Source organism: Salibacterium qingdaonense (assembly GCF_900114715.1).
In the GTDB taxonomy this organism is placed as follows: domain Bacteria; phylum Bacillota; class Bacilli; order Bacillales; family Marinococcaceae; genus Salibacterium; species Salibacterium qingdaonense.
Map to the genome: position 1 here is coordinate 237,442 of NZ_FOTY01000001.1, position 19,520 is coordinate 256,961.

19 protein-coding genes are annotated in these 19,520 nt (G+C 48.6%); 9 read left to right on the top strand and 10 right to left on the bottom strand.

Going from position 1 to position 19,520, the window contains the following annotated elements:
* Positions 1 to 7 precede the first annotated feature (7 nt).
* Positions 8 to 1,474 (top strand): hypothetical protein, encoded by a 1,467-nt coding sequence (locus BM058_RS01070; RefSeq protein ID WP_090925180.1) that lies wholly within the window; start codon positions 8 to 10, stop codon positions 1,472 to 1,474.
* 257 nt (positions 1,475 to 1,731) lie between these two features.
* On the opposite strand, the gene BM058_RS01075 is transcribed toward BM058_RS01070, so the two are convergent.
* From BM058_RS01075 to BM058_RS01090, 4 genes are all read right to left on the bottom strand, one after another.
* Complete coding sequence (locus BM058_RS01075; protein ID WP_090925181.1) at positions 1,732 to 2,337, bottom strand: alpha/beta hydrolase; 606 nt, start codon at positions 2,335 to 2,337, stop codon at positions 1,732 to 1,734.
* 13 nt (positions 2,338 to 2,350) lie between these two features.
* The gene (locus BM058_RS01080) at positions 2,351 to 3,328 is read right to left on the bottom strand and encodes a ring-cleaving dioxygenase (RefSeq protein WP_090925182.1); all 978 of its coding nucleotides are present in this window, start codon (positions 3,326 to 3,328) and stop codon (positions 2,351 to 2,353) included.
* Positions 3,329 to 3,331: 3 nt separating this feature from the next.
* On the bottom strand, positions 3,332 to 3,796 hold the full coding sequence (locus tag BM058_RS01085; RefSeq protein WP_090925183.1) for a MarR family winged helix-turn-helix transcriptional regulator: 465 nt from the start codon (positions 3,794 to 3,796) through the stop codon (positions 3,332 to 3,334).
* Positions 3,797 to 3,902: 106 nt separating this feature from the next.
* A complete protein-coding gene (locus BM058_RS01090; protein ID WP_090925184.1) occupies positions 3,903 to 5,210 on the bottom strand; it encodes a globin-coupled sensor protein in 1,308 nt (435 codons plus the stop codon).
* Positions 5,211 to 5,366: 156 nt separating this feature from the next.
* On the opposite strand from BM058_RS01090, the gene BM058_RS01095 reads away from it, so the two are divergent.
* Complete coding sequence (locus BM058_RS01095; protein WP_090925185.1) at positions 5,367 to 6,266, top strand: DMT family transporter; 900 nt, start codon at positions 5,367 to 5,369, stop codon at positions 6,264 to 6,266.
* Here BM058_RS01095 and BM058_RS01100 read toward each other — a convergent pair.
* Entirely contained in the window at positions 6,253 to 7,122 is an 870-nt protein-coding gene (locus BM058_RS01100) for an SDR family oxidoreductase (RefSeq protein WP_090925186.1), read from the bottom strand. The genes BM058_RS01095 and BM058_RS01100 overlap by 14 nt on opposite strands.
* A gap of 144 nt (positions 7,123 to 7,266) precedes the next feature.
* Between BM058_RS01100 and BM058_RS18085 the strand changes: the two genes are divergently transcribed.
* Complete coding sequence (locus tag BM058_RS18085) at positions 7,267 to 7,434, top strand: hypothetical protein (protein ID WP_177195375.1); 168 nt, start codon at positions 7,267 to 7,269, stop codon at positions 7,432 to 7,434.
* Between the two features lie 22 nt (positions 7,435 to 7,456).
* Here BM058_RS18085 and BM058_RS01105 read toward each other — a convergent pair whose 3' ends face one another.
* The 3 genes from BM058_RS01105 to BM058_RS01115 are packed head-to-tail and all read right to left on the bottom strand — an operon-like array spanning position 7,457 to position 9,939.
* Positions 7,457 to 8,614, bottom strand: a complete 1,158-nt coding sequence (locus BM058_RS01105; RefSeq protein WP_090925187.1) for an acyl-CoA dehydrogenase family protein — start codon at positions 8,612 to 8,614, stop codon at positions 7,457 to 7,459.
* 58 nt (positions 8,615 to 8,672) lie between these two features.
* A complete protein-coding gene (locus BM058_RS01110) occupies positions 8,673 to 9,164 on the bottom strand; it encodes a hypothetical protein (protein WP_090925188.1) in 492 nt (163 codons plus the stop codon).
* A gap of 7 nt (positions 9,165 to 9,171) precedes the next feature.
* Positions 9,172 to 9,939 carry a class I SAM-dependent methyltransferase gene (locus BM058_RS01115; RefSeq protein ID WP_090925189.1) on the bottom strand — a complete coding sequence of 256 codons (768 nt, stop codon included), beginning with the start codon at positions 9,937 to 9,939 and terminating at the stop codon, positions 9,172 to 9,174.
* A gap of 680 nt (positions 9,940 to 10,619) precedes the next feature.
* Here BM058_RS01115 and BM058_RS01120 point away from each other — a divergent pair.
* The 3 genes from BM058_RS01120 (at position 10,620) to BM058_RS01130 (ending at position 14,985) form a co-directional block, all read left to right on the top strand.
* Positions 10,620 to 12,695: a methyl-accepting chemotaxis protein gene (locus tag BM058_RS01120; RefSeq protein ID WP_090925190.1), complete on the top strand. Its 2,076-nt coding sequence runs from the start codon at positions 10,620 to 10,622 to the stop codon at positions 12,693 to 12,695.
* A gap of 138 nt (positions 12,696 to 12,833) precedes the next feature.
* Positions 12,834 to 13,328 carry a GNAT family N-acetyltransferase gene (locus BM058_RS01125; RefSeq protein WP_090925191.1) on the top strand — a complete coding sequence of 165 codons (495 nt, stop codon included), beginning with the start codon at positions 12,834 to 12,836 and terminating at the stop codon, positions 13,326 to 13,328.
* Positions 13,321 to 14,985, top strand: coding sequence for a YndJ family protein (locus tag BM058_RS01130; RefSeq protein ID WP_090925192.1), 1,665 nt, complete (start codon positions 13,321 to 13,323; stop codon positions 14,983 to 14,985). The genes BM058_RS01125 and BM058_RS01130 overlap by 8 nt, the downstream gene beginning before the upstream one ends.
* On the opposite strand, the gene BM058_RS01135 is transcribed toward BM058_RS01130, so the two are convergent.
* The gene (locus BM058_RS01135; protein WP_090925193.1) at positions 14,912 to 16,294 is read right to left on the bottom strand and encodes an MATE family efflux transporter; all 1,383 of its coding nucleotides are present in this window, start codon (positions 16,292 to 16,294) and stop codon (positions 14,912 to 14,914) included. The two genes, BM058_RS01130 and BM058_RS01135, sit on opposite strands and share 74 nt — an antisense overlap.
* A 224-nt stretch (positions 16,295 to 16,518) precedes the next feature.
* Here BM058_RS01135 and BM058_RS01140 point away from each other — a divergent pair, with 224 nt between their 5' ends.
* The 3 genes from BM058_RS01140 to BM058_RS01150 all read left to right on the top strand — a co-directional run bounded on the left by BM058_RS01140 (position 16,519) and on the right by BM058_RS01150 (position 18,564).
* Positions 16,519 to 17,451 (top strand): DMT family transporter, encoded by a 933-nt coding sequence (locus BM058_RS01140; protein ID WP_090925194.1) that lies wholly within the window; start codon positions 16,519 to 16,521, stop codon positions 17,449 to 17,451.
* 55 nt (positions 17,452 to 17,506) lie between these two features.
* Complete coding sequence (locus BM058_RS01145; protein ID WP_090925195.1) at positions 17,507 to 18,145, top strand: SDR family oxidoreductase; 639 nt, start codon at positions 17,507 to 17,509, stop codon at positions 18,143 to 18,145.
* Positions 18,146 to 18,321: 176 nt separating this feature from the next.
* On the top strand, positions 18,322 to 18,564 hold the full coding sequence (locus tag BM058_RS01150) for a DUF2584 family protein (protein ID WP_090925196.1): 243 nt from the start codon (positions 18,322 to 18,324) through the stop codon (positions 18,562 to 18,564).
* Between the two features lie 31 nt (positions 18,565 to 18,595).
* Here the strand turns inward: BM058_RS01150 and BM058_RS01155 are convergent, their stop codons facing one another.
* Complete coding sequence (locus BM058_RS01155) at positions 18,596 to 19,402, bottom strand: 2OG-Fe dioxygenase family protein (RefSeq protein WP_090925282.1); 807 nt, start codon at positions 19,400 to 19,402, stop codon at positions 18,596 to 18,598.
* Positions 19,403 to 19,520: the final 118 nt, after the last annotated feature.

Here is a 19,520-nt window from a genome sequence, read left to right on the forward strand (position 1 = left end):
GGAATCGATGAAAAAGGTCCATCTGACAAAAAAGCTGACCAAAGCGCAGAAAAAATCCTACAAACCTCATGCTCTGCCTGAATTCCCCATCTATCGGACGTTTCCCATCGAGAAGGACGGGAGGTATTTTTATCTCGTAGGTCAGGTGGGGATTCCTGAAGAAGATCATTTTATGCAGTGGATGGTCCTGGATGACGAGGCAACGATGGTGGATAAAGAAACAGCAAAGCCTATTCATGAAATCTACACGATGTGGGAGTGGGCGAGAACATTATCGGACAGCCTCATTCCGTTGTTGGAAGAACGGGAACAGCTGCATCCGGATTCAGATGCCCTGGAACAATTGATTCGATGGATCGCCGAGCAGTTGAAAGAGAGGGGTCATGAGGATGATACGGAAGAGATACTGAAGTATATAACGTTGTTTCGAAATAAGACGATGTGCGAACAGGACATTCTGGCGTTTCTTTATGAGTTAAGAAACGTTGTACGGACAACAGAATCGGAAGGATATTTGTCCGAACCCAACGCTGCTCAAATTTTAGAGCTGTGGAAAGAACTGCAGGAAGCATACCAGCCTTGGATTATACAACTATTTACCATTGATTCCATAACCGCCGAAAACTTTGGTATACAACTAGAAAAGGAAGAAAAATCCACTGAACAAAAGTATGCATATACTATTTTTCTGGAAAAAAACTATGTATACACTACCGCATCGTCTCTTTCTTCTCTTAACGATCATTTTGCCGGGGATTGGAACCATCTGCTGGAATGGCATTTTGAAAAGACCCGGATAGATCCTGACAACCCGAAACCTCCTATTTCTTTTAAAGGGAAATATAAACCGTATCCCGTCTTGAAAAGGCTCTATCAGGCGATGGTTTATGCCATCATTCCTCTGGAAGCCTTACTGTTTTTAGTAACATGGAATATTGGTGTTTTAATTCCAATCGGAGTACAATTGTTAGTCTTCATTCCTATTCTTCGACAGTACTGGATGTGGGCGACCCTGCATCTGATATTCCAGTGGAAAGAGATTCTTAAAGATAAAAGCATGGTGATTGCGCGTTTTGAAGTCAAAGATATGGGAAGTGCGACGGATTCTAAGACGTTCGCGGTTCTGGTTGCGATCATGGGAGGCTTCATGCACATTTTTTTAAGAAATTGGATGGTACTTTCCATATTTTTGATTGTTGCTGGTTTGTTATATGGGTACGGGGTTTTAGCTGATCGTACCTCGTTATCCTGGACCAAGATGGAATTTCACGAATCGTGGATCAAAGTAGGCCCCCTTGAGGTATGGAGTCATTTGGTGAGAGGGCTGTCGTGGAAAGATGAGCAGACCCTGGAAATCGATATACGAAGGGACAATGGTCCATTAACGGTGCAGTTTAAACCGGAGGATACCGTGGAAGCTGCTGAAGCGCTGGAAAAATGGTGCGAGAACAACGGCCGCTCTATGGCAGGATGATACCTTGCATGACACGACTGCCATGTATGCGGCCGGAAAAAATGTAAACGGCCGCAAAAACGTGACCATAAACTGTTCATAAGACAGTTTATAACACCTGAAGCCCCCTAAAACGTAACCGGGCTCATTTCATAACGACGTTTACAGGGCATAAAAGTCATCAAAACGTAACCATGGGGGCTGCACTGTACCTTTCTGTGTTTTCTACTGGGTAATAAAAGAGCTGCGTACCAATAACGCAGCTCTTTCGTCATTCTTTATTTCAAATGTTGTTCGTAATAAGCGGCGGCGCCCTGGACTTCGTCGATGGTCAGCTGGTGGCCGTTGTGTTCCCACTGAATGTGGACGTGCGCGCCGGCCTGCTCGAGCAGGCGTGAGAGTTCTTCGGTTTCCTGGGCCGGGCAGATCGGGTCGTTGGCCCCTGCGCCGATGAAGACATGCTGCTCATTCAGGGAAGGCAGTTCCACTCCTTTACGCGGCACCATCGGGTGATGAAGGAGGGCACCTTTCAGCGCCCCTTCATAATGGAACATGAGGCTGGCGGCGATGTTGGCACCGTTTGAGTAGCCGACAGCGATGACATTGCTTCGGTCAAAGCCGTACTGCTCCGCACTTTCGTCGATGAAATCATACAACTCTCTGGTGCGGTGAATCAGGTCTTCTTCGTCAAACACCCCTTCGGCAAGCCGGCGGAAAAAGCGGGACATGCCGTTTTCAGAGACATTGCCGCGCACGCTGAGCACCGATGCGTCGTCATCAATCAATTTGGCAACCTCAAGCAGGTCTTCTTCTGTGCCGCCGGTGCCGTGCAGAAGCAGCAGCACCGGGGCGCCCGGTTTTCCTTCCCGGAAAATATGCTTCATGACAAAATCCTCCTTAGACGCCCGGTTTATAATCGAGCGGGTTTAATTTGGCTTCGATTTCATCGCGCTGTGGTTCGAGATACGGCGGCAGCGCGAGAGATTCGCCGAGGTGCTCCAGGTCTTCATCGCCGTCAAAACCGGGGCCGTCGGTGGCGATCTCAAACAGGATGCCGTTTGGTTCGCGGAAATACAGGGAGCGGAAATAGTACCGTTCCACAAACCCGGAGTTCGGCAGGCCGACGCTGCTGATATGCTCAATCCATTGATTCAGTTCGTCCATGTCGGCGGCGCGGAAGGCGACGTGGTGGACGCCGCCGCGGCCCTGCCGTTCAAACGGGAGATCGGGACGTTCTTCGATATGGATTTCGGCACCGCTTCCGCCCTCGCCGGTTTCGTAAACGACAATATCCGGATTTCCTGATTCCGTGGAAGGATAGCTGCTTTTGCGGCGGAAGCCCATCACGTCGGTCAATACGTGGGAGGTGGGTTCGGCTTTGCGGACGGTCAATTTAATCGGGCCGAGTCCGGTGATGCCGTGCTCCTGCGGAATCGGTGCGCGTTCCCACGGAGTTCCGCCGGACACGCCGTCGTTGTGTTCATCTGATGCGAAGATGAGACGCTGTCCTTCAAAATCATGAAAGGCCATCGTATTCCGCCCGCCGCGTTCCTTGATTTCTTCATGAGACACGCCTTTTTCATCCAGACGCTGTTTCCAGAACTGCAGGGATTCATCGTTTGGAACACGCAGGGAAGTAGCGGAAATACTGCTCGCCCCTGGTTTGTTTGGTGCGGCCATCGGGATCTCGAAAAACGTTAATTCCGTGCCAGGGTTGCCGCGCTCATCCCCGTAAAATAAATGATAAACGGACGTATCATCCTGATTGACGGTTTTTTTCACAAGGCGCATGCCGAGAACATTTGTGTAAAAATCAAGATTGCTTTTGGCATCGGCGGTAATGGCCGACAAATGGTGAATACCTTTGAGATTCATACGTTATCCCTCCATATGTTCATTGTACTGCTGAAGCTTGCGTAGAAGATCAAGCAGCTGTTTTTGTTCTTCTTTGTTCAATCCCTGAAACTGGGACGCCTGAAACTGCTCCTGACGCGGGACGACGAGGTGGAACAGTTCCCATCCCGAACTTGTCAACGTCAGTACTTTTTTTCTCCATTCCTGGTCCCGGTGTATCCAGCCGAGTTCTTCCATCCGCCCGAGAACCTGGGTCATGTTCCCTTTTGTGACGAAAAGTTTTTCGGCGAGCTCATTCTGGGTTAACGGCTCATGCGTGCCGATTTGGACGAGCACGTCGAACTGCGTTATCGTCACACCCCATTCTTTCAGGTGGGCGTTGGAGCGGCGGAGACTTTGGTTATAAAACCGGGACAGCCGGAACCACAGCAAAAGACCCAGTCGTTCTTCATGCCGTGAAGGCAGAGAAGATGTTTCTTTATCGTTCATCATCATTCCCTCCTTCTGACTATCTGATTCCCTTATCAGTTTATACCTAAACTGATAAAAAAACAAATCATATGCCTGGGCGCGGGGCATATGATGAAAAAGATATTTACACGTTGGTGAAACGCTGTGTGGATTCTTTCAAATGACTGGAAGCCGAAGCAGCTTCACTCGATGCTTCGTCAATATCTTTCACGGAAGCTGTTAATTTCTCTAGCTCTTTTTCTATATTATCGTTTTGATCTTTCGTTTGATGCATGGCCTGCTGAATTTCATTGAAATGCTCGTCTGTTGTGGAGAGACTGTCCACACCTCTGTCCACAAGTTCCACGATACTATCCACGGCACTTGTGACTTTTGCACTTTGTTCTTTCGTATTTTCAATTAATTCCGCGATTCGTGAGGTCGATGACTTGGTCTGGGATGAAAGTTTACGTATTTCACCGGCCACAACAGAGAATCCTTTTCCGTGTTCCCCGGCGCGTGTAGCTTCAATGGAAGCGTTCAGGGCGAGGAGATTCGTCTGTTCGGATACTTTATCAACGAGTTCAATCACTTCATTCATCTGGCTGGAAATGCCGTTTAATTTTTCTACGTGCCCGGATATGTTGGTGACACTGCTGCTCACATCATTCATGTCTGCATGCAGCGACTGCAGCTGTTCCTTCCCGGTGTCGGAACGCTGCTGGGACTCATCAGCCAGCCTTCTTCCTTCCTGCGCCATTCCCATCGCATCTGAGGCCTGCTCGTTCAGCTTTTTAACGGCATCACTGGTACGTCCGGACAGCCCGGCCAGTTCGTCGGCCGTAGAACGTACATGCCTTGAGAGTTCCCGCTCTGTTTCGGCGTGCTTTTCGCTCATCCGCCAAAATTCTTTCTCATACTCATCGAGCACAATCTGTTGTTCCATGCTGACGAGTTTACTTACGGCTTTGACAGCCTCGAACAGATCGGTGCGGTTTTCGATTTGTTGTTCAAACGCATCGAGGAGAGAAACATATAATGTTTCAAAAGCTCCCATATACCACTTTGTCTGCAGTCCGACCTGTACGTGTGCGTAAGCGATCCGGCGGCGTTTGTCCAGGAAATCATCATCGATGCGTCCGGAGAACATTTCTTTAATATGCTGGTTGAATGTTCTCTTAAGCCGTTCGACACTGCTGTGTTCCTTTATAATGGAAAGAAGACCTGGCTGGGCGGTCACTGCCGCGTAGAATTCATCCGTGATTTCTGAGATGTGATCGTTCACGATGGGCTCCAGTGATTTAATGATGCGAAGGTCCTTTTCGGTCAGCGATATTAAGTGAGCCTGTTGCTGCAGATCTTCATGACCGCTTAGGTTCAGCTGGTAACCCTGAATGTCCGGTGCATCTGTGGCGGCCTGTTCTTTTTTTGCAAATGGCAGTCCGAATTTCATCGTTTATCCGTCCCCTTATGTAAGCAATTAACACAAACTTGTTACTATTTATTTCGGCATAAAGTTCTAAACATTTACCGATAGACTTACGAAAGAGGGAAAAAATCCAGTATAATAAAAGAGATTTGATTGCAGGAAAGGTGTCCTCATTTATTTATGAAAGCATATCTTTTATTACTCCTTACAGCGATAATTTTTTCCGGCAATATCATTGTAGGGAAAGTAATCAATGAGTTGCCGCCGTACACGATTGCATTTTTTCGGACAGCGATTGCGTTTCTTGTGATTCTACCTCTTGGATGGAAGGAAGTGAGACGGTATAAACGTACATTTGTGCAGGAGTGGAAGGCTGTACTTGGACTGGCCTTAACAGGAGTGGCTTTCTTTAACTCCTTTATTTATGCTTCCCTTCAGTTCACGACTACGACGAATGTGGCCATTATGGAAGCGTCGATTCCCGTTGTTACAATCATTTGCAGCATGCTGTTTCTACACGAAAGGCTGAATAAAAAACAGTGGCTGGGAGTGGTGCTTTCTCTCGGAGGAGCGGTGTGGGTGATTACGGAAGGATCGTGGGGAGTGATACGCAGCCTGGACTTTAATACGGGAGATATGATTATGATCGCGGCGGTGGCAGCGTGGACGATCTATTCCATTCTCGTCAAAATTCATATGATGAAGTTTCCGGTGTACGGCAGTCTTGTTGTCATGCTTGCGATTGCTAATATCGTACTGCTCCCGATTGCTTTTCTGGAATGGAATGCGGGCGGATTTCCGGATATCTTTCAACCAGGCCGCATCGCGGGGCTGTTATACCTTGGTATCTTTCCTTCTCTCATTGCTCTTGTTTTATGGAATAAAGGGGTGGAGGAGGTGGGCCCGTCCCAGGCCTCTGTATTTTTAAACCTCCTGCCGGTTTTTGTCATGGCGGGATCACTTTTGTTCCTGGAAGAAACGGTAACACTGGTGCAGTTTCTCGGTGCCCTGGTGGTGATCGGTGGTGTTTTTCTAACCACAAAGGTTTCCTCTGCTGCTGAAAACGTCACGAGGAAATAAATTCACCGCCGTTAATATGAACGGCCTGCCCGGTCATGTAGGAAGACTCCTCGGAAGCGAGAAAAACATATATGCCCGCGTGCTCCGACGGTTGTCCGGGACGTCCCATCGGGCTGTTCGTCCCGAACTGCGCGACCTGATCGGCCGGGAAGGTCGACGGAATGAGAGGCGTCCAAACCGGTCCGGGCGCGACCATGTTGATACGAATCCCGAGCTGGGATAACGGTTCGGCAAGACTTCTCGTGAAAGAAACAATCGCTCCTTTTGCAGCGGAATAATCAATGAGCTGCGGATGGCCGCGGTAGGCGTTAATAGACGTTGTATTGATGATGGAACTGCCTTCTTTCATAAAAGGAACCGCCGCTTTCGTAACGTGGAAATAGGAAAAAAAGTTGGTCTGAAACGTTTCTTCCAGCTGTTCTGTTGAGATCTCGGAGATATCCTGGCGCACGTACTGCACGGCTGCATTGTTTACGACGATATCAAGTGTCCCGAACGTGTCCACGGTCTGCTGAATGATGTCTTTGCAGAACGCTTCGTCTTTGATATCTCCTGCAATCAAGAGACACTGTACGCCTTCTGCTTCCACAAGCTGTTTCGTTTCTTTGGCGTCGCCGTGTTCATTGTAATAGACGATGGACACGTTGGCGCCTTCTTTGGCGTAAACCATAGCCACCGCCCGTCCGATACCGCTGTCGCCTCCAGTGATAAGAGCGGTTCTGCCGGAGAGTTTGCCACTCCCGGTATATTCTTTCGGCTGGATAGGAAGTGGATTCATCTGTGATTCAATACCGGGCTGGGAGGGCTGCGTCTGCGCCGGCTGCCCGTTTATCTGTTGATATCTCAGGTTTGTCATCGATGAGCCTCCTTGCTTCGTGAAATCAGTGCTGCTGTTATCTTTCCACAAATACGGCTGAACAAATCCATTATTTTTCTGTAAAATGAAAGAAGGAAGAGGAAATAAACGTTAAAATAAGCAAATCGATGGGAGGGGCATAACATGTACACGTTTGCTGCGGTGGCAGCTGTGATATTTGTGTGCGGATTTCTAATCGCGCGTGTGGTGAATGTTTTCTGGAACGCATCTTCCATCGCAAGAGATGTTATTGTCACTTTTTTTCAGGGGTTGGCTCTGGCCGGGGTGATTATGATTTGGAAGCTTTTATAATAAAGAGGAAACCCGTTTGAAGTCAGGTTTCCTCTTTATTAATGAGTTCGGAGGCAAGCTGCATAATGGTCATATCGTCCATCGGAGGATTGTGAAGGCCGGCGCGGACATCGCGGTAGTACCGCTGCAGTGGGTTCTGCTGCGAAAGACTCCGGGCACCCGCAATCCGCATGGCGGTATCGACGATGTTTACCGCTTGATTCACGACGCTGTATTTCACGGCGCCAAGCTCTGGTTTCATCAGCTGCCGCTCGGCGTAAGAGGATTCATCCCATGTGGATGCTACGCTATAGAGAAAGTGTTTGTTCTGTTTAGAGAGCAGTTCCATTTCCCCGATTTTCTGGCGCACGTTCGGCAGGTCCGAAATCGTACCGTCGATACTGTTTGGCGAGTATTCTTTGGCAAAGGACACGGCGTAGTCTTTCGCTGCTTCGGCAATACCTGCGTAGCATGCCGGAATGTGCAGGAGCCAGCCGGCCGCCGGTTTATCTCCGGGCGTTAAATAGGTGACAAGATGATTGTCAGGTACCCGCACCTGGTCAAGCACGAGGTCGTGGCTGCCGGTGCCGCGCATGGCAATGGAGTCCCACGTTTCCTCCACGGCCAGACCGGAGCTGTTTCCTGGAATCAGAAAGTTTGCGACGCTTTCATCCTTTTCGAGGGTGGCGCTGACGACAAAGTAATCAAGCACCGGTGCCATCGTCGCAAAGGTTTTCCGGCCGCTGATCTTCCACTGCCCGTTCTCGTGTACGGCAGTGGTTTCCGGCTTTCCGCCTCTGGTTGGACTGCCGGTGGCGGGTTCGGTAGCGGTATTGTTCAGGAGCGCGCCGTCTTCCAGCACTTCCCGGCAGAAGGAAGCATATACGTCTTCCGGCCAGCTCTTCTGTTCGCCAAGGTTCTGGACGATTCCCATATGCCAGCCGATGGAGAGCGCCGTCGATCCATCGGATTTTCCGATGATTTCCTGCGCTTTCACCAGTTCCAGGAGAGAAATTTCTTTTCCTCCGTACCGGGCGGGGACGGTAAGAGCCGTATATCCGATGTTTTTCAGGGTTTCTATATTTTCCACGGGGAAAGAGGCCTCTTCGTCATGCTGTGCCGCTCTCTCCTTAAAAGGCTGGACGTGCCTTTTAAGCACATTCAGCCGCTCCGTCATGGTAGATTGCTTGAATAATTCCATGGTAGTATCACTCCTTCTGACAGCCATATCTTATTCTGGAACAATGCAGAAGAACACGTCATATATCCGTGTTCTCTTCCTCAACAAGCTCTTTGACTGTATGCCACTGCTGATTAATTTCTGTATACTGATAAATGGCAAGAACGGAGAATGTGACAAAAACAGCAAAGGCTGTAATACCCTTCAAAAGTTCCGTATTCCGGTCTATGACAGCCCGCTTGCACTTATATTTCATCGTAGACCATAAAGCTTTCCACGTTAGATACAGCATCAATCCTGCTATTACTATATAAGTTTTATAACGAGACATACTGCCATCCATTGCAAAAGCTTTACGGTCCGTCTCAGCTGCAGCATTCTCTGGTATATACAGCGTACGGGAATCGAACCACTCTCTCTGGAAGGTGACTCCTTTGTCTTTCTCTATTTCCTTAATGAATCCGCCGGGATACCAGCCTTTTTCCAGCATTTGATAGAAAAGATAACCCGCTGCGGCATATAATGCAATGATCGCACATGTATGTAAGATGGATTTTACATGTTTAAGCATTACGATCTTATGTGCCTTTCGTTTCCAGTTTATGGACCGCTGCCAAAAAAGTATCCCGGTCCACGGTCTGCAGGACGTTATCTCTGGATTTAATGACGTATTCAGGACCGCCAGCGCTATGCTGGACGAAAGCCTGTAATATGTCAGCATCGTCCTGCTTGTCGACATTTTGGCAGACCGCTACACCGAGCGGGTAATGCAGTCCTTCACGCTTCGGTTCAATTGTGACGCCCCGCTGATAGTAAAATGAAGTAGCGGGATAATCCTGAAACAGGTCACGAAACTCCTCTTCGGTGATCTGGTGGTAGTGAAAAGGTGAACGACTCGGCTTCCCGCGTCCCTGTCCGAACGGGGTGGAAAGCACAAGGGTACCGCCGGGACGGAGCAGGTTTAGAATGTTTTGCAGAAAAACTTGATCGTCCGGGACATGTTCGATTGTTTCAAAGGACAGAATGGTATCAAATGTGCCAAGCTCTTCTTCCATGTCTGGATCCAGGGCATCCGCGGTCTGAAAGGTAAGCAGCGGATGGTAATAGTGCTGCTTGGCGTAACGGATTGTTTCTGGATCGACATCCACCCCGACGATCTCACTGATTTCTTTTTTCTTCTTTTTTGCTGTCATCTGCGCGCCGTACCCGGTCCCGGCTGCAATGTCCAGGACACGGCCTTTTACATAGGGAAGGGCGAATGTATACCGCGCCAAATGTTCGAGCAGCAATCCGTTTTCCGGCTTCATTTCTTTAGGGATAATACGTTCTCCTGTATCTTCAAGCATGATTCTCACCACTTTACCATTTCTTACGCATCCCATTATATCAGAAAAAAAGTGGCAGGTGATGGCAGAGTCGAAATCAACGGAATTTGAAAAAAGCATCTGGAGGAAACGAAACAGTACCTGGAGCAGGTGCTTGATAAAGCATCGAAAGACCAGGACACCTTTCAGGGCAGTATAAAACACGCGACGGAAGAACTGGATCAGATATTTCAGCGGGGTTGTGTCAGCAGCTGTTCATCCGGCGGTGGACACTGTCATCGAAAAATAAGGATGTAGTGTCCACGGATCATTGTGTTGTGGACACTGCGCCGCTGAAATCAGAAATTAGTGGGTGCCGGCCGGAATCAATGGACACTAAGGGTCAGCGCGGGGAACCCTAATGTCCCCAAACACTACCTCCGTGTACACTATGTATGCTGCCAGGCGGTTTAGTGTCCACGGAACCGCTGCGGCCTGGAACAACGACAGTCTGATTTCAGATGCCGGCTCTTTTTTGTTCGTACCCTTTTGCCCCTCTTACTTAAAAAAGTTAAAAATATTTTAAACGATAATAACGAGGGATGAAGCGCTATCATTTCTATTGGCTGTAAGGTATGACTATTTGCTTATTTTTTGTTTTCATATAGAATAGCATCTGAATGAAATAAGACTTATGTATCAATGAAAAATGGGGGATTGTTATGAAGGGGCACATGACGCTGCGGAAAAAGATGCTTGCGATTTTTATCCCGCTGGTTTTGATATCGGGGGCTGCTGTTTCAGCGGTATCCTATTTTACCGCTAAAGGTGACCTTGAAAATGCACTGGAGGATAACATGACTGCCACCAGTGCGGAATTGACGGAAGCAACCGAGAAAGGGTTCGTCGCGCACCAACGGATTGGTGACAATTTATCGGCTCTGTTGAGCAGTCAGGGAACGTCACTGGAAAAAGAAGAGATAGCAGGTATTCTTGAAAATATGATCTGGAATAACGAGCAGACGCTTGGGGCCGGCGTTTGGTTTGAACCATATGCTTATAATGAAGATACAGAGTATTTCGGGCCATATGTGTATAAAGAAGACGGCGAAGCAGTGTATACCGAAATGTACGAAGAACCTGATTATGATTATCCAAGTTATGAATGGTATAAAGCAGGAATGAACTCCGACGGTGCAGCGGTGTGGACGGCTCCGTACACGGACGGGGAAACAGGCATTACGATGTTGACGACGTCGGTTCCTTTTCAGAATAATGCCGGGGAAACAGTAGGTGTCGTCACGTCAGACATCGATTTGAGCACGTTGCAGGATCAAATTGGTTCGGCGGATATGAATGGTTCCGGCTTTGCCTTTCTAACCGATGAAAACGGGCAGTATATCGCACATCCGAACCGGGACAAAGTGATGTCGGCAGGAGTGAGTGACGAGGAAGAATTCGGCGGGGCATTCTCCACCGAAACAAAAGAGATTCAAAGGCTCGATTACAACGGCGAAGAACATCTTGTTTATCAGCAGAACCTGCCTACGACGGGGTGGACGTTATCTCTTGCGGTACCGGAAACGGAATTGTATGCACCGTTGAATAAGCTTTTAACCCAGTTGATCCTCTATACTGTCGTCGTAGCAGCACTTGGATCCATTGTGATTTTCCTGTTTTCCGGACGCTTGACCCGTCACTTGAATACATTGAAAGAAAAGATGGGGCGTGTCAGTGAAGGAGATCTTACGGTGAACACATCGATTGCTTCCAATGACGAAATCGGGGTACTGGGACGTCAATTCAATAAGATGACCGAAGATATGAATGATCTTCTTACCTCGATGCAGCAGACGGTGTACCAGCTGCGGGAGTCGTCTGAACAGATGAGTGCGACATCCGAAGAAACGACCGCTTCGAGTCAGGACATTAACAAAGCGATTCAGGATGTGGCAGCAACGGCAACGTCCATGTCGGAACAGACCGAGGAAACCAATCAGGCGTCCGGGGAACTTGCAGCATCGATCGAAAATATTACACATCGGGTGGAATCGGTCAGGGAATTAAGCAAAAAGCAGGAAACTGACCACAAAGACGGTCTTGAAAAGATGGAGACCCTGCAGCAAGCTTCAGAGTCCGCCGCTGCACAGACGGATAAAGCCGGCTCCACCGTACAGGAATTGTCCGAACACGTGCAGAGTATTGAATCTGTGATTGGAAGCATTGAAGAGATTTCTGAACAGACCAACCTCCTTGCTTTAAATGCGAGCATTGAGGCAGCCAGAGCCGGGGAGCACGGCAAAGGGTTTGCGGTGGTTGCCGGAGAAGTCCGGAAATTATCCGAACAGACAAACGATATGACAGGTCGGATTAAAGAACGGATTACTTCCGTTAAACAAGAATCCCAGGAAGCTGTCACATCGATGAGCGATGTGAAAAGCTCAAACGATCATCAACGGGAAGCTGTATCCCAGACAAAAGAGATATTTGAACGGCTTACAAGTGTTGCAAGAGAAATGTCCGAGGCAATGAACGCTATTTCCAGTGATGCAGTGAACATGAACGAGAAAAAAGACAACATCACGGAGAAACTGGACAACATCAATGCCAGCATTCAACAGACAGCATCGGCGAGCGAAGAAATCAGTGCATCGACCGATGAACAAGTGCAGGCGCTACAGGGAGTGGCAGAAACCGCCGAGCAGCTCCAGGAAATGAGTGAAGAAGCCGATCAGAAAGTACGGGCCTTCCATATTCAGGAGCAGACGCAGGAAAAAGCAGACGGCGATGTTCATTAATCACCGATTTAAAGAACGACAGCGGCATCATCATATGCTGCTGCCGTTCTTTTTTTACGGCACGTTTGCGATTGAAATTCACGGTCGTGATGATAAGATGGAAATGATAAATTGTCATAAGAATTGGTGGAGAAAATAATGAAAATAGTAGAAGTGGAAGCAGCGGAAGCGGAAACGGTGAGAATTGTCATGCAGCAGGCGTTTGCTGAATACGATAAGGATATTATACCATCAGGGGCTATGCAGGAAACGACGGAGTCTATCGAGTCATCCATAGCAGACGGGGAGGAAACAGCTGCTGTGTGCTATATCGAAAACAGGCCGGTCGGTGTTGTCAGAGTACGGGAAGAAGAGGACGCGCTTTATTTTTTCCGATTATCCGTTCCGCCGGAAGAACGGGGGAGCGGGATAGGATCGGCATTGATCCGCTGGGTCGAAAGCAAAGCCCTGCAGCTCGAAAAAGAAACCGTGTATTGTAAAGTGCGGGCGGCCGCGCCTCATAATGTAAGGCGTTATGAACGGCTGGGGTACCATATTTATGATACGTTCACTGTGGAAAGACCGGAATGGCCGGCCTTTGATGTTATCGCCATGAAAAAAAAGATACCGGTGGAGCAGTCGACCCATGAATAAATGGAGCACGCTGCTTCCTGGTGCGTTCAGCTTACTGTTCTGGTCCATTATTGTACAGCCGGATCTGATCGAAGCAGCCTTGGCAGCAGCTTTCTTTCTGGTTGTACCTGCTGTGTTGTATGTTTCAGCTGTGTCCCTCCCCGGACGGACACGTCTGTGCTGGTTTGGTGCTGCCTGGAGCGGTGCACTTTCGATGATGATGGAAACCGGAATAACGGCGATGGTGTTTTCTGTGGTGTGGTTTCTGTTTACTGCGTACATTGCCTGGAAAGGCTTATCCAGGCTGATGACAAGAGGGACAGCTCCTTTAGAAGAGACGGTGGTCGATGCGGGGTTGGTGTATGTCGCTGTCGGAGGCGCCTGGTTCGTGCTGTCCCGCGCAGGCACCGCTCCATTGCTTCCCTATACGGAAGTAATTGTGGATCTAACAGCGGTTCACTTTCACTATGCCGCATGTTTGCTGCCGGTATTAACAGGCCTGCTGGGCCGTCGCCGCTATTATAGAGAAGTGTCCGGCAGACCTTTATTATACAGGATACTGGCAGCCGGCATAACAGCAGGCCCCGTTTTGACAGCTGTTGCCGTCGATCAAGGACCGCCGCTTGAAGCGGTGCTTGTCGGCATATATGTCGTATTTCTGTACTGGTTTGCAGGATGGAGCATAAAGGAAGCCTTCTCGATGCCGCTGTTTTCAAAAATAACAATAACTATTTCCTCGTTTATATTGATAGGGACGATGACACTTTCGATTCTTTACAGCACAGGACGTGCCGCTGGTTACCAAGTAATCGGCATAGCAGGAATGATTCCGTGGCACGGCGCCTGGAATGCATTCGCTTTTTCCATTCTTGCGTTGATCGGGTGGGCTCTCGTATCTCCCGGACCAAGAGCGGCTTATCATTCATTTCCCGTCAGCAGACTGCGGGGAAAAGAGAATATTGCAGAACGCATAGAACAGAATCAGCGGCTTCACGCCACAGATGGTTTGTTTGCTTCGTGGGATACATATAAAAAAAAAGATTTTGATCCAGAGATGCTTTCTCCGCTTGTAAGCGCGTTTTATACACACACGGACCGGTTCCGTATGAAAGCGGACGTTCAGTGGCGTTTTTCTCTTCTATATCATGCTTCCTCTTATTTCAGTAAGAAAATGAAACAGATTAATGTTCCGCCAACAGGAAAAGGGGACATGGATGGAAAAATGTATAGTGTAGGGGAGCAGCAGGACGGGCGCCCGGACCCACGTGTCTGGCTGCGCAGCCATGCAGGTACAGGCAGTCCGGTGTTCACAGCGGTGTATTCCCATCACACGAAAGAGGATGTCACGTATCTCAATGTAGGGCTTCCTCTTCCGGTTGGTGTGATGACAGGCATTCTCCGGCCCGATAACGGCAAAGACGGTGCGCTTGTTCTTACGAGCCGCAAACGATCTGATGTCTGTGGGGATGAGGGTATTTATGTTACGGTCGGCCGCTGGACATGGAAAACACCGCTCCAGGAAACATTTAACATGAAGCAGACGAAAGAAGATATACTGGAAGCCGAGCATACCATGGCGATAGGTCGTTTTCGTTTCCTTAGGATTACGTACTGCCTGCCTTTGATGACAAGTCAAGGGAGTCGGCATGACGGCGCTGGACGATTCGCAGGCGAATGAAAAAACCGACGGCAGCTGAGGTTAATCCGACCGTAATACCGAGCCACCATCCGAAAGGGCCGAGTGCGGTGTAAGCGGCAAGCATATAACCGGCGGGCAGGCCGAACAGCCAGTAAGATACAAACGACGTGAAAAAAGGAACCGTTACATCCTTGTATCCCTGCAGCACTCCCTGCAGGGTCGACTGGGCGGCGTCGGAAAATTGATAGAAAATCGCAAACACGAGGAACTGCCCCGCAAGCGCCGCCACTTCCGGATCATTTGTGTAAATCCAGCCGATATCCTGCCGGAACACGTAAATCAAACAGGAAGAAATAGAAATAATACACACCGCCGATGCCACCCCGATCCGGGTGTACTGCTTTGCGTGGTCCAGCCGCTGGGCGCCGATTTCAAACGCTGTGACAATCGTTAAAGCAAGAGAGATGCTTAATGGAATCATAAAAATGATGGATGTGAAACTGAACGCCGCCTGATGGGCGGCAATCGTCACCGTATCAAACATCGCTCCCATGAAAAGCGTGACCGCGGAAAAAATACTGGCCTCAAAAAACAGAGATAAACCAAGCGGTATCCCGATACGAAGCTGCTTTTTCCAGGCGTTCCATGAAGGAGCGCTCCATTGTTTAAAAAGACGGAACGGCCTCATGATTTCCACCCGGAACGTCATGACAGCACTAAACAGCAGTACAACTCCGTATGATAAAGCAGTAGCATATCCCGCACCGATCCCTCCCATTTCCGGCATGCCGAATTTCCCGAATATCAGACAGTAATTAAACAAAAAATTGAGCGGAAGAACGCCCAGCATAATCGTCATTGTAATGCGGGGATACCCTTGCGCATCAAAAAAGTTGCGTACCACCATTGACAGAAAAAACGGAATGATACCAAAGGATAAACCAATCAGATAATGTTTGGCAATGTGGTGTACGGATGGATCAAGCGACATGACCGACAGCACGGGATCCAGGAAAATCCATCCCGCTCCGAGGATAACAAGGCCGAAAAGAGTTGCAATATAAAAGCCCTGTGTCACGATGTCTGTGATGCTGCGCCGGTCATTTCTGCCGAGCAGCTGTCCGATCACCGGTGTGATGGAAAGAAGGATTCCATTTACCCCGGTAAAGACGGGGAGCCATAAACTGGATCCAATGGAAACTCCGGCGAGGTCGTTTGTGCCGGCCTGACCTGACATGATGGTATCGATGAGATTCATGCCGAAATAACTTAATTCCGTAACGAGAATCGGCCATAGAATGACCGCGAAAAGCTTGATTTTTTCTAGTATAGTGATGGCGTGGTACATAAATAAAGCCTCCGGACGTCATGGTTCGAACCATGCTTAACATAGCAATTTCTACTGTTTTTAGCAAGATATAAAGGGTGGAGATGATTGTACGTCAAAGAACGTCAAAACTATTTTAATATAATAGCTTGTTCCTGTCGTATTTACAGGCTGAAGGTGAGAAGATGGAATTGTTCCTGAGGAGCCGAATCTTTATATTATGTTAAAGCAAAGAAGGTGAGACGATGAGATCTGTTGCTGCCTATGGTATAACAATGCTGGGAGCTTCTTTCTGGGGGCTGACCGGACTGTTTGTTCAGCGCCTCTATATGTTTGGGTTTTCCCCGATTCATGTCGTAACGATACGAATGGTGCTGTCGATGGTTATCCTGTTCAGTATCGTGGGTATCATCCGGCCTTATCTTCTGAAGATCCACCTCCGGGACCTGCCTTATTTCATCGGCCTGGGGGTTGTGAGCATCGCATTATTTAACTGGTTCTATTTCACGGTTATGGAACAGGCTTCCCTGTCGGTGGCGGTCGTTCTGTTGTATACGAGTCCTGTTTTTGTGGCGCTGATATCCCGGTTTGTATTCCAGGAGGCGTTCACCGTGAATAAAATCGGAGCCGTCGTGCTGACTACGGCCGGATGCAGCCTTGTTGCCGGCTTTTTTCCGTTTGGTTCCATGAACCTAACCGTATCTGTTGTGTTTTTCGGGCTGGCTTCCGGATTTTTCTGCGGATTGTACAGTATTATTGGAAAATCCGTCAGCCGCAAATACCATTCTGTTACCATTACGGCTTATTCGATGATGTGCGGGGGAGCGTTTCTTCTGCCGGTCAGCGGCATCGAAAAAAACCTTATGCCGTTTCTGGAGCCGATAGTATGGATACACGTTTTAGGCAGTGTCCTCGTATCTACCATATTGGCTTATGTATTATATACGGCTGGATTGAAATATATTGAATCCAGCCATGCCGCGGTCCTTGCAACCATTGAACCGATTGTCGGTATAATAGTCGGGGTTCTTGTTTTCGGGGACGAATTAACGGGATGGCAGAGCGCAGGAATCGTTCTCGTTTTTTCTTCCATTATTCTATCTGTCTTTTCCAATGGAAATAAATTCAGATCTAAAAGACAGAGACGTTATTTTTCCGACAACGGGAATGCCATGTAAGGTTTTGTATGTGATAAAATCAGGGTAAAGATAGGTAAACGAGGAGGGATCAGGGATGAAGGTTTTGGTGGCCGGTGCCCACGGGGATACCGGACAGATTCTCGTACGTATTCTTGCCGAACAGCCCGGGTATGAAGTGCACGCCATGGTACGCGATTATGATCAAGCCGCAATAATGAGGGAATGGGGAGCAGATTACATCGTGACAGCGGATCTTGAGAACAATGTGTCAAAAGCCCCGAAAGAAATGGATGCTGTTCTCTTTGCTGCTGGCTCCGGACCCGAAGCCGACCTTGAAAAGATCCTCGCAGTGGAGCAGGTAGGTGCGAAAAAACTGATGGATGCTTCCAGGGCTCAGGGGGTTCACCAATTTATTATGCTGAGCAGCATCGGGGCGGACCAGCCGTCCGGACCGGATAAATATTATCTGGAAGCCAAAGGAACGGCAGATGCGCACCTGCAAAGCAGCGGACTGAGCCACACCATTATCCGGACAGGTTCTCTTACTCCCGGAGAAGGAACCGGGTTAGTGGAAATAAAAGAACGATTCACAGATGCGTATGAACGAAGTATCTCAAGGGAAGACGCCGCTGCGGTAATGGTCGCTTCGTTAACACACAACAAAGCACGTGATAAAACGTTTGAGCTTTCCTCAGGAGACCACCCGGTAAACGAAGCATTGAATAAGCTGTAGGCTGCCTTGTTATGTTTTATATTTCCCGGGAAATGATGTCGAAAAAGGGGAAAGAAAAGAGTGCTGCCAATTCGTGCGGTGCTCTTATTTATTTTAAATATTTAAGGGTTTGGAAGGAATTATCCGAACGGTGTCGAAATCTATCTTAAAGGTGCAAAGGAAGGGTGGAATGGATCATGGGATTTTCCATCGAAGTAAACGGAGAAATCGTTACGCACAATCAGGCAGAGCGGCTTGGAGATAGATCGTTTCGTCTTGTGAAGGACGGGTACCATCTGTATCCGCTTGATTCGAAAGTTGATATTCAGATCGAAGAGCAAAAACCGCCGTTTGGAACGGCGGTCATTACAAAGGTGGAATGGAGTTCCGGGTGGACGACCCTTTTCTATGAACTCGTTTCCCTGTCTTCGGTGAATTAATGCAGGACCCGTTCCCCGCAGGCACCTTCTTCTATACGTAAATCATGAAATCCGTATTACCCCGTGTGCTTCTAATCTGATCAGGGTCGGCAATCACCGTCGGCTGATAATCAATCAGGATGGCGGACCGTTCCCCCGGACCGTCTGTTTCCCCTTTTTCAACATCCCCGACATAATGCGTGACAAGTGGATCATATACACTGTAGGACTCAAGAGGCTTATCCAGGTAAAAGGACTGCTTAATATCATCCTGCGGGATATCGGCCGGCATTTTGCCGCGGTGCCGGGGTACAGAAATTGCATTTAACCCGCCGCTTATGTTGTTTCGCCGGATGAGGTGGGCAAACGTAAACGGTTCCCCGTCCTGATGGAGGGTGTTCGGTGAAGATACTGCCACATCGCCCGGATTTTCCACCTTCAGTTTTACAAAATGCACGCCTGCGTGAAAAGGCATCAGCGCATCTTCTCTCGTCCAAAATGTTTCCCTGAAGTCCTGACGTATCATTTCCCGGAGCAGCCTGTTTTCCATTGAACACTGCCAAAGAGCCGGGAACCGCCGGTATTCCCCCACATATTCCGGATTAAAGCTTCCCTGAAAATATTCATAATAGGCATGACCGTCGACCCATGTTTCCGGAAGCCACGTCACCTCATGCGTGCCCGGCATCACAAGCGCCCGCCCGTAACGGCGGTACCGGTTCAGGTGCGGAGCGTATTCATCGGCTGGGAGGTTGTCAAAGGCATGCTGAAGCGCAGCCAGATCATCGTCGATACCCGGATAATCTATTTTATCTTTGAAATGGTAATATTCGTATCCTGCTTCTTTTAACTGACTCACAGCTATGACCTCCATCTATGATAATTCCTTTAAAAGTTTATCATTTTTTCCTCCCGCCGATAAGAGAAAGCATTTCGAAAAGAAGTGACATCCTATATACTGAAAAGAACATACATTC

Coding starts and splice junctions, on each gene's coding strand:
- BM058_RS01070 (WP_090925180.1), top strand. CDS start 8: ATGAAAAAGGTCCATCTGACAAAAAAGCTGACCAAAGCGCAGAAAAAA.
- BM058_RS01075 (WP_090925181.1), bottom strand. CDS start 2,337: ATGAAGCATATTTTCCGGGAAGGAAAACCGGGCGCCCCGGTGCTGCTG.
- BM058_RS01080 (WP_090925182.1), bottom strand. CDS start 3,328: ATGAATCTCAAAGGTATTCACCATTTGTCGGCCATTACCGCCGATGCC.
- BM058_RS01085 (WP_090925183.1), bottom strand. CDS start 3,796: ATGAACGATAAAGAAACATCTTCTCTGCCTTCACGGCATGAAGAACGA.
- BM058_RS01090 (WP_090925184.1), bottom strand. CDS start 5,210: ATGAAATTCGGACTGCCATTTGCAAAAAAAGAACAGGCCGCCACAGAT.
- BM058_RS01095 (WP_090925185.1), top strand. CDS start 5,367: ATGAAAGCATATCTTTTATTACTCCTTACAGCGATAATTTTTTCCGGC.
- BM058_RS01100 (WP_090925186.1), bottom strand. CDS start 7,122: ATGACAAACCTGAGATATCAACAGATAAACGGGCAGCCGGCGCAGACG.
- BM058_RS18085 (WP_177195375.1), top strand. CDS start 7,267: ATGTACACGTTTGCTGCGGTGGCAGCTGTGATATTTGTGTGCGGATTT.
- BM058_RS01105 (WP_090925187.1), bottom strand. CDS start 8,614: ATGGAATTATTCAAGCAATCTACCATGACGGAGCGGCTGAATGTGCTT.
- BM058_RS01110 (WP_090925188.1), bottom strand. CDS start 9,164: ATGCTTAAACATGTAAAATCCATCTTACATACATGTGCGATCATTGCA.
- BM058_RS01115 (WP_090925189.1), bottom strand. CDS start 9,939: ATGCTTGAAGATACAGGAGAACGTATTATCCCTAAAGAAATGAAGCCG.
- BM058_RS01120 (WP_090925190.1), top strand. CDS start 10,620: ATGAAGGGGCACATGACGCTGCGGAAAAAGATGCTTGCGATTTTTATC.
- BM058_RS01125 (WP_090925191.1), top strand. CDS start 12,834: ATGAAAATAGTAGAAGTGGAAGCAGCGGAAGCGGAAACGGTGAGAATT.
- BM058_RS01130 (WP_090925192.1), top strand. CDS start 13,321: ATGAATAAATGGAGCACGCTGCTTCCTGGTGCGTTCAGCTTACTGTTC.
- BM058_RS01135 (WP_090925193.1), bottom strand. CDS start 16,294: ATGTACCACGCCATCACTATACTAGAAAAAATCAAGCTTTTCGCGGTC.
- BM058_RS01140 (WP_090925194.1), top strand. CDS start 16,519: ATGAGATCTGTTGCTGCCTATGGTATAACAATGCTGGGAGCTTCTTTC.
- BM058_RS01145 (WP_090925195.1), top strand. CDS start 17,507: ATGAAGGTTTTGGTGGCCGGTGCCCACGGGGATACCGGACAGATTCTC.
- BM058_RS01150 (WP_090925196.1), top strand. CDS start 18,322: ATGGGATTTTCCATCGAAGTAAACGGAGAAATCGTTACGCACAATCAG.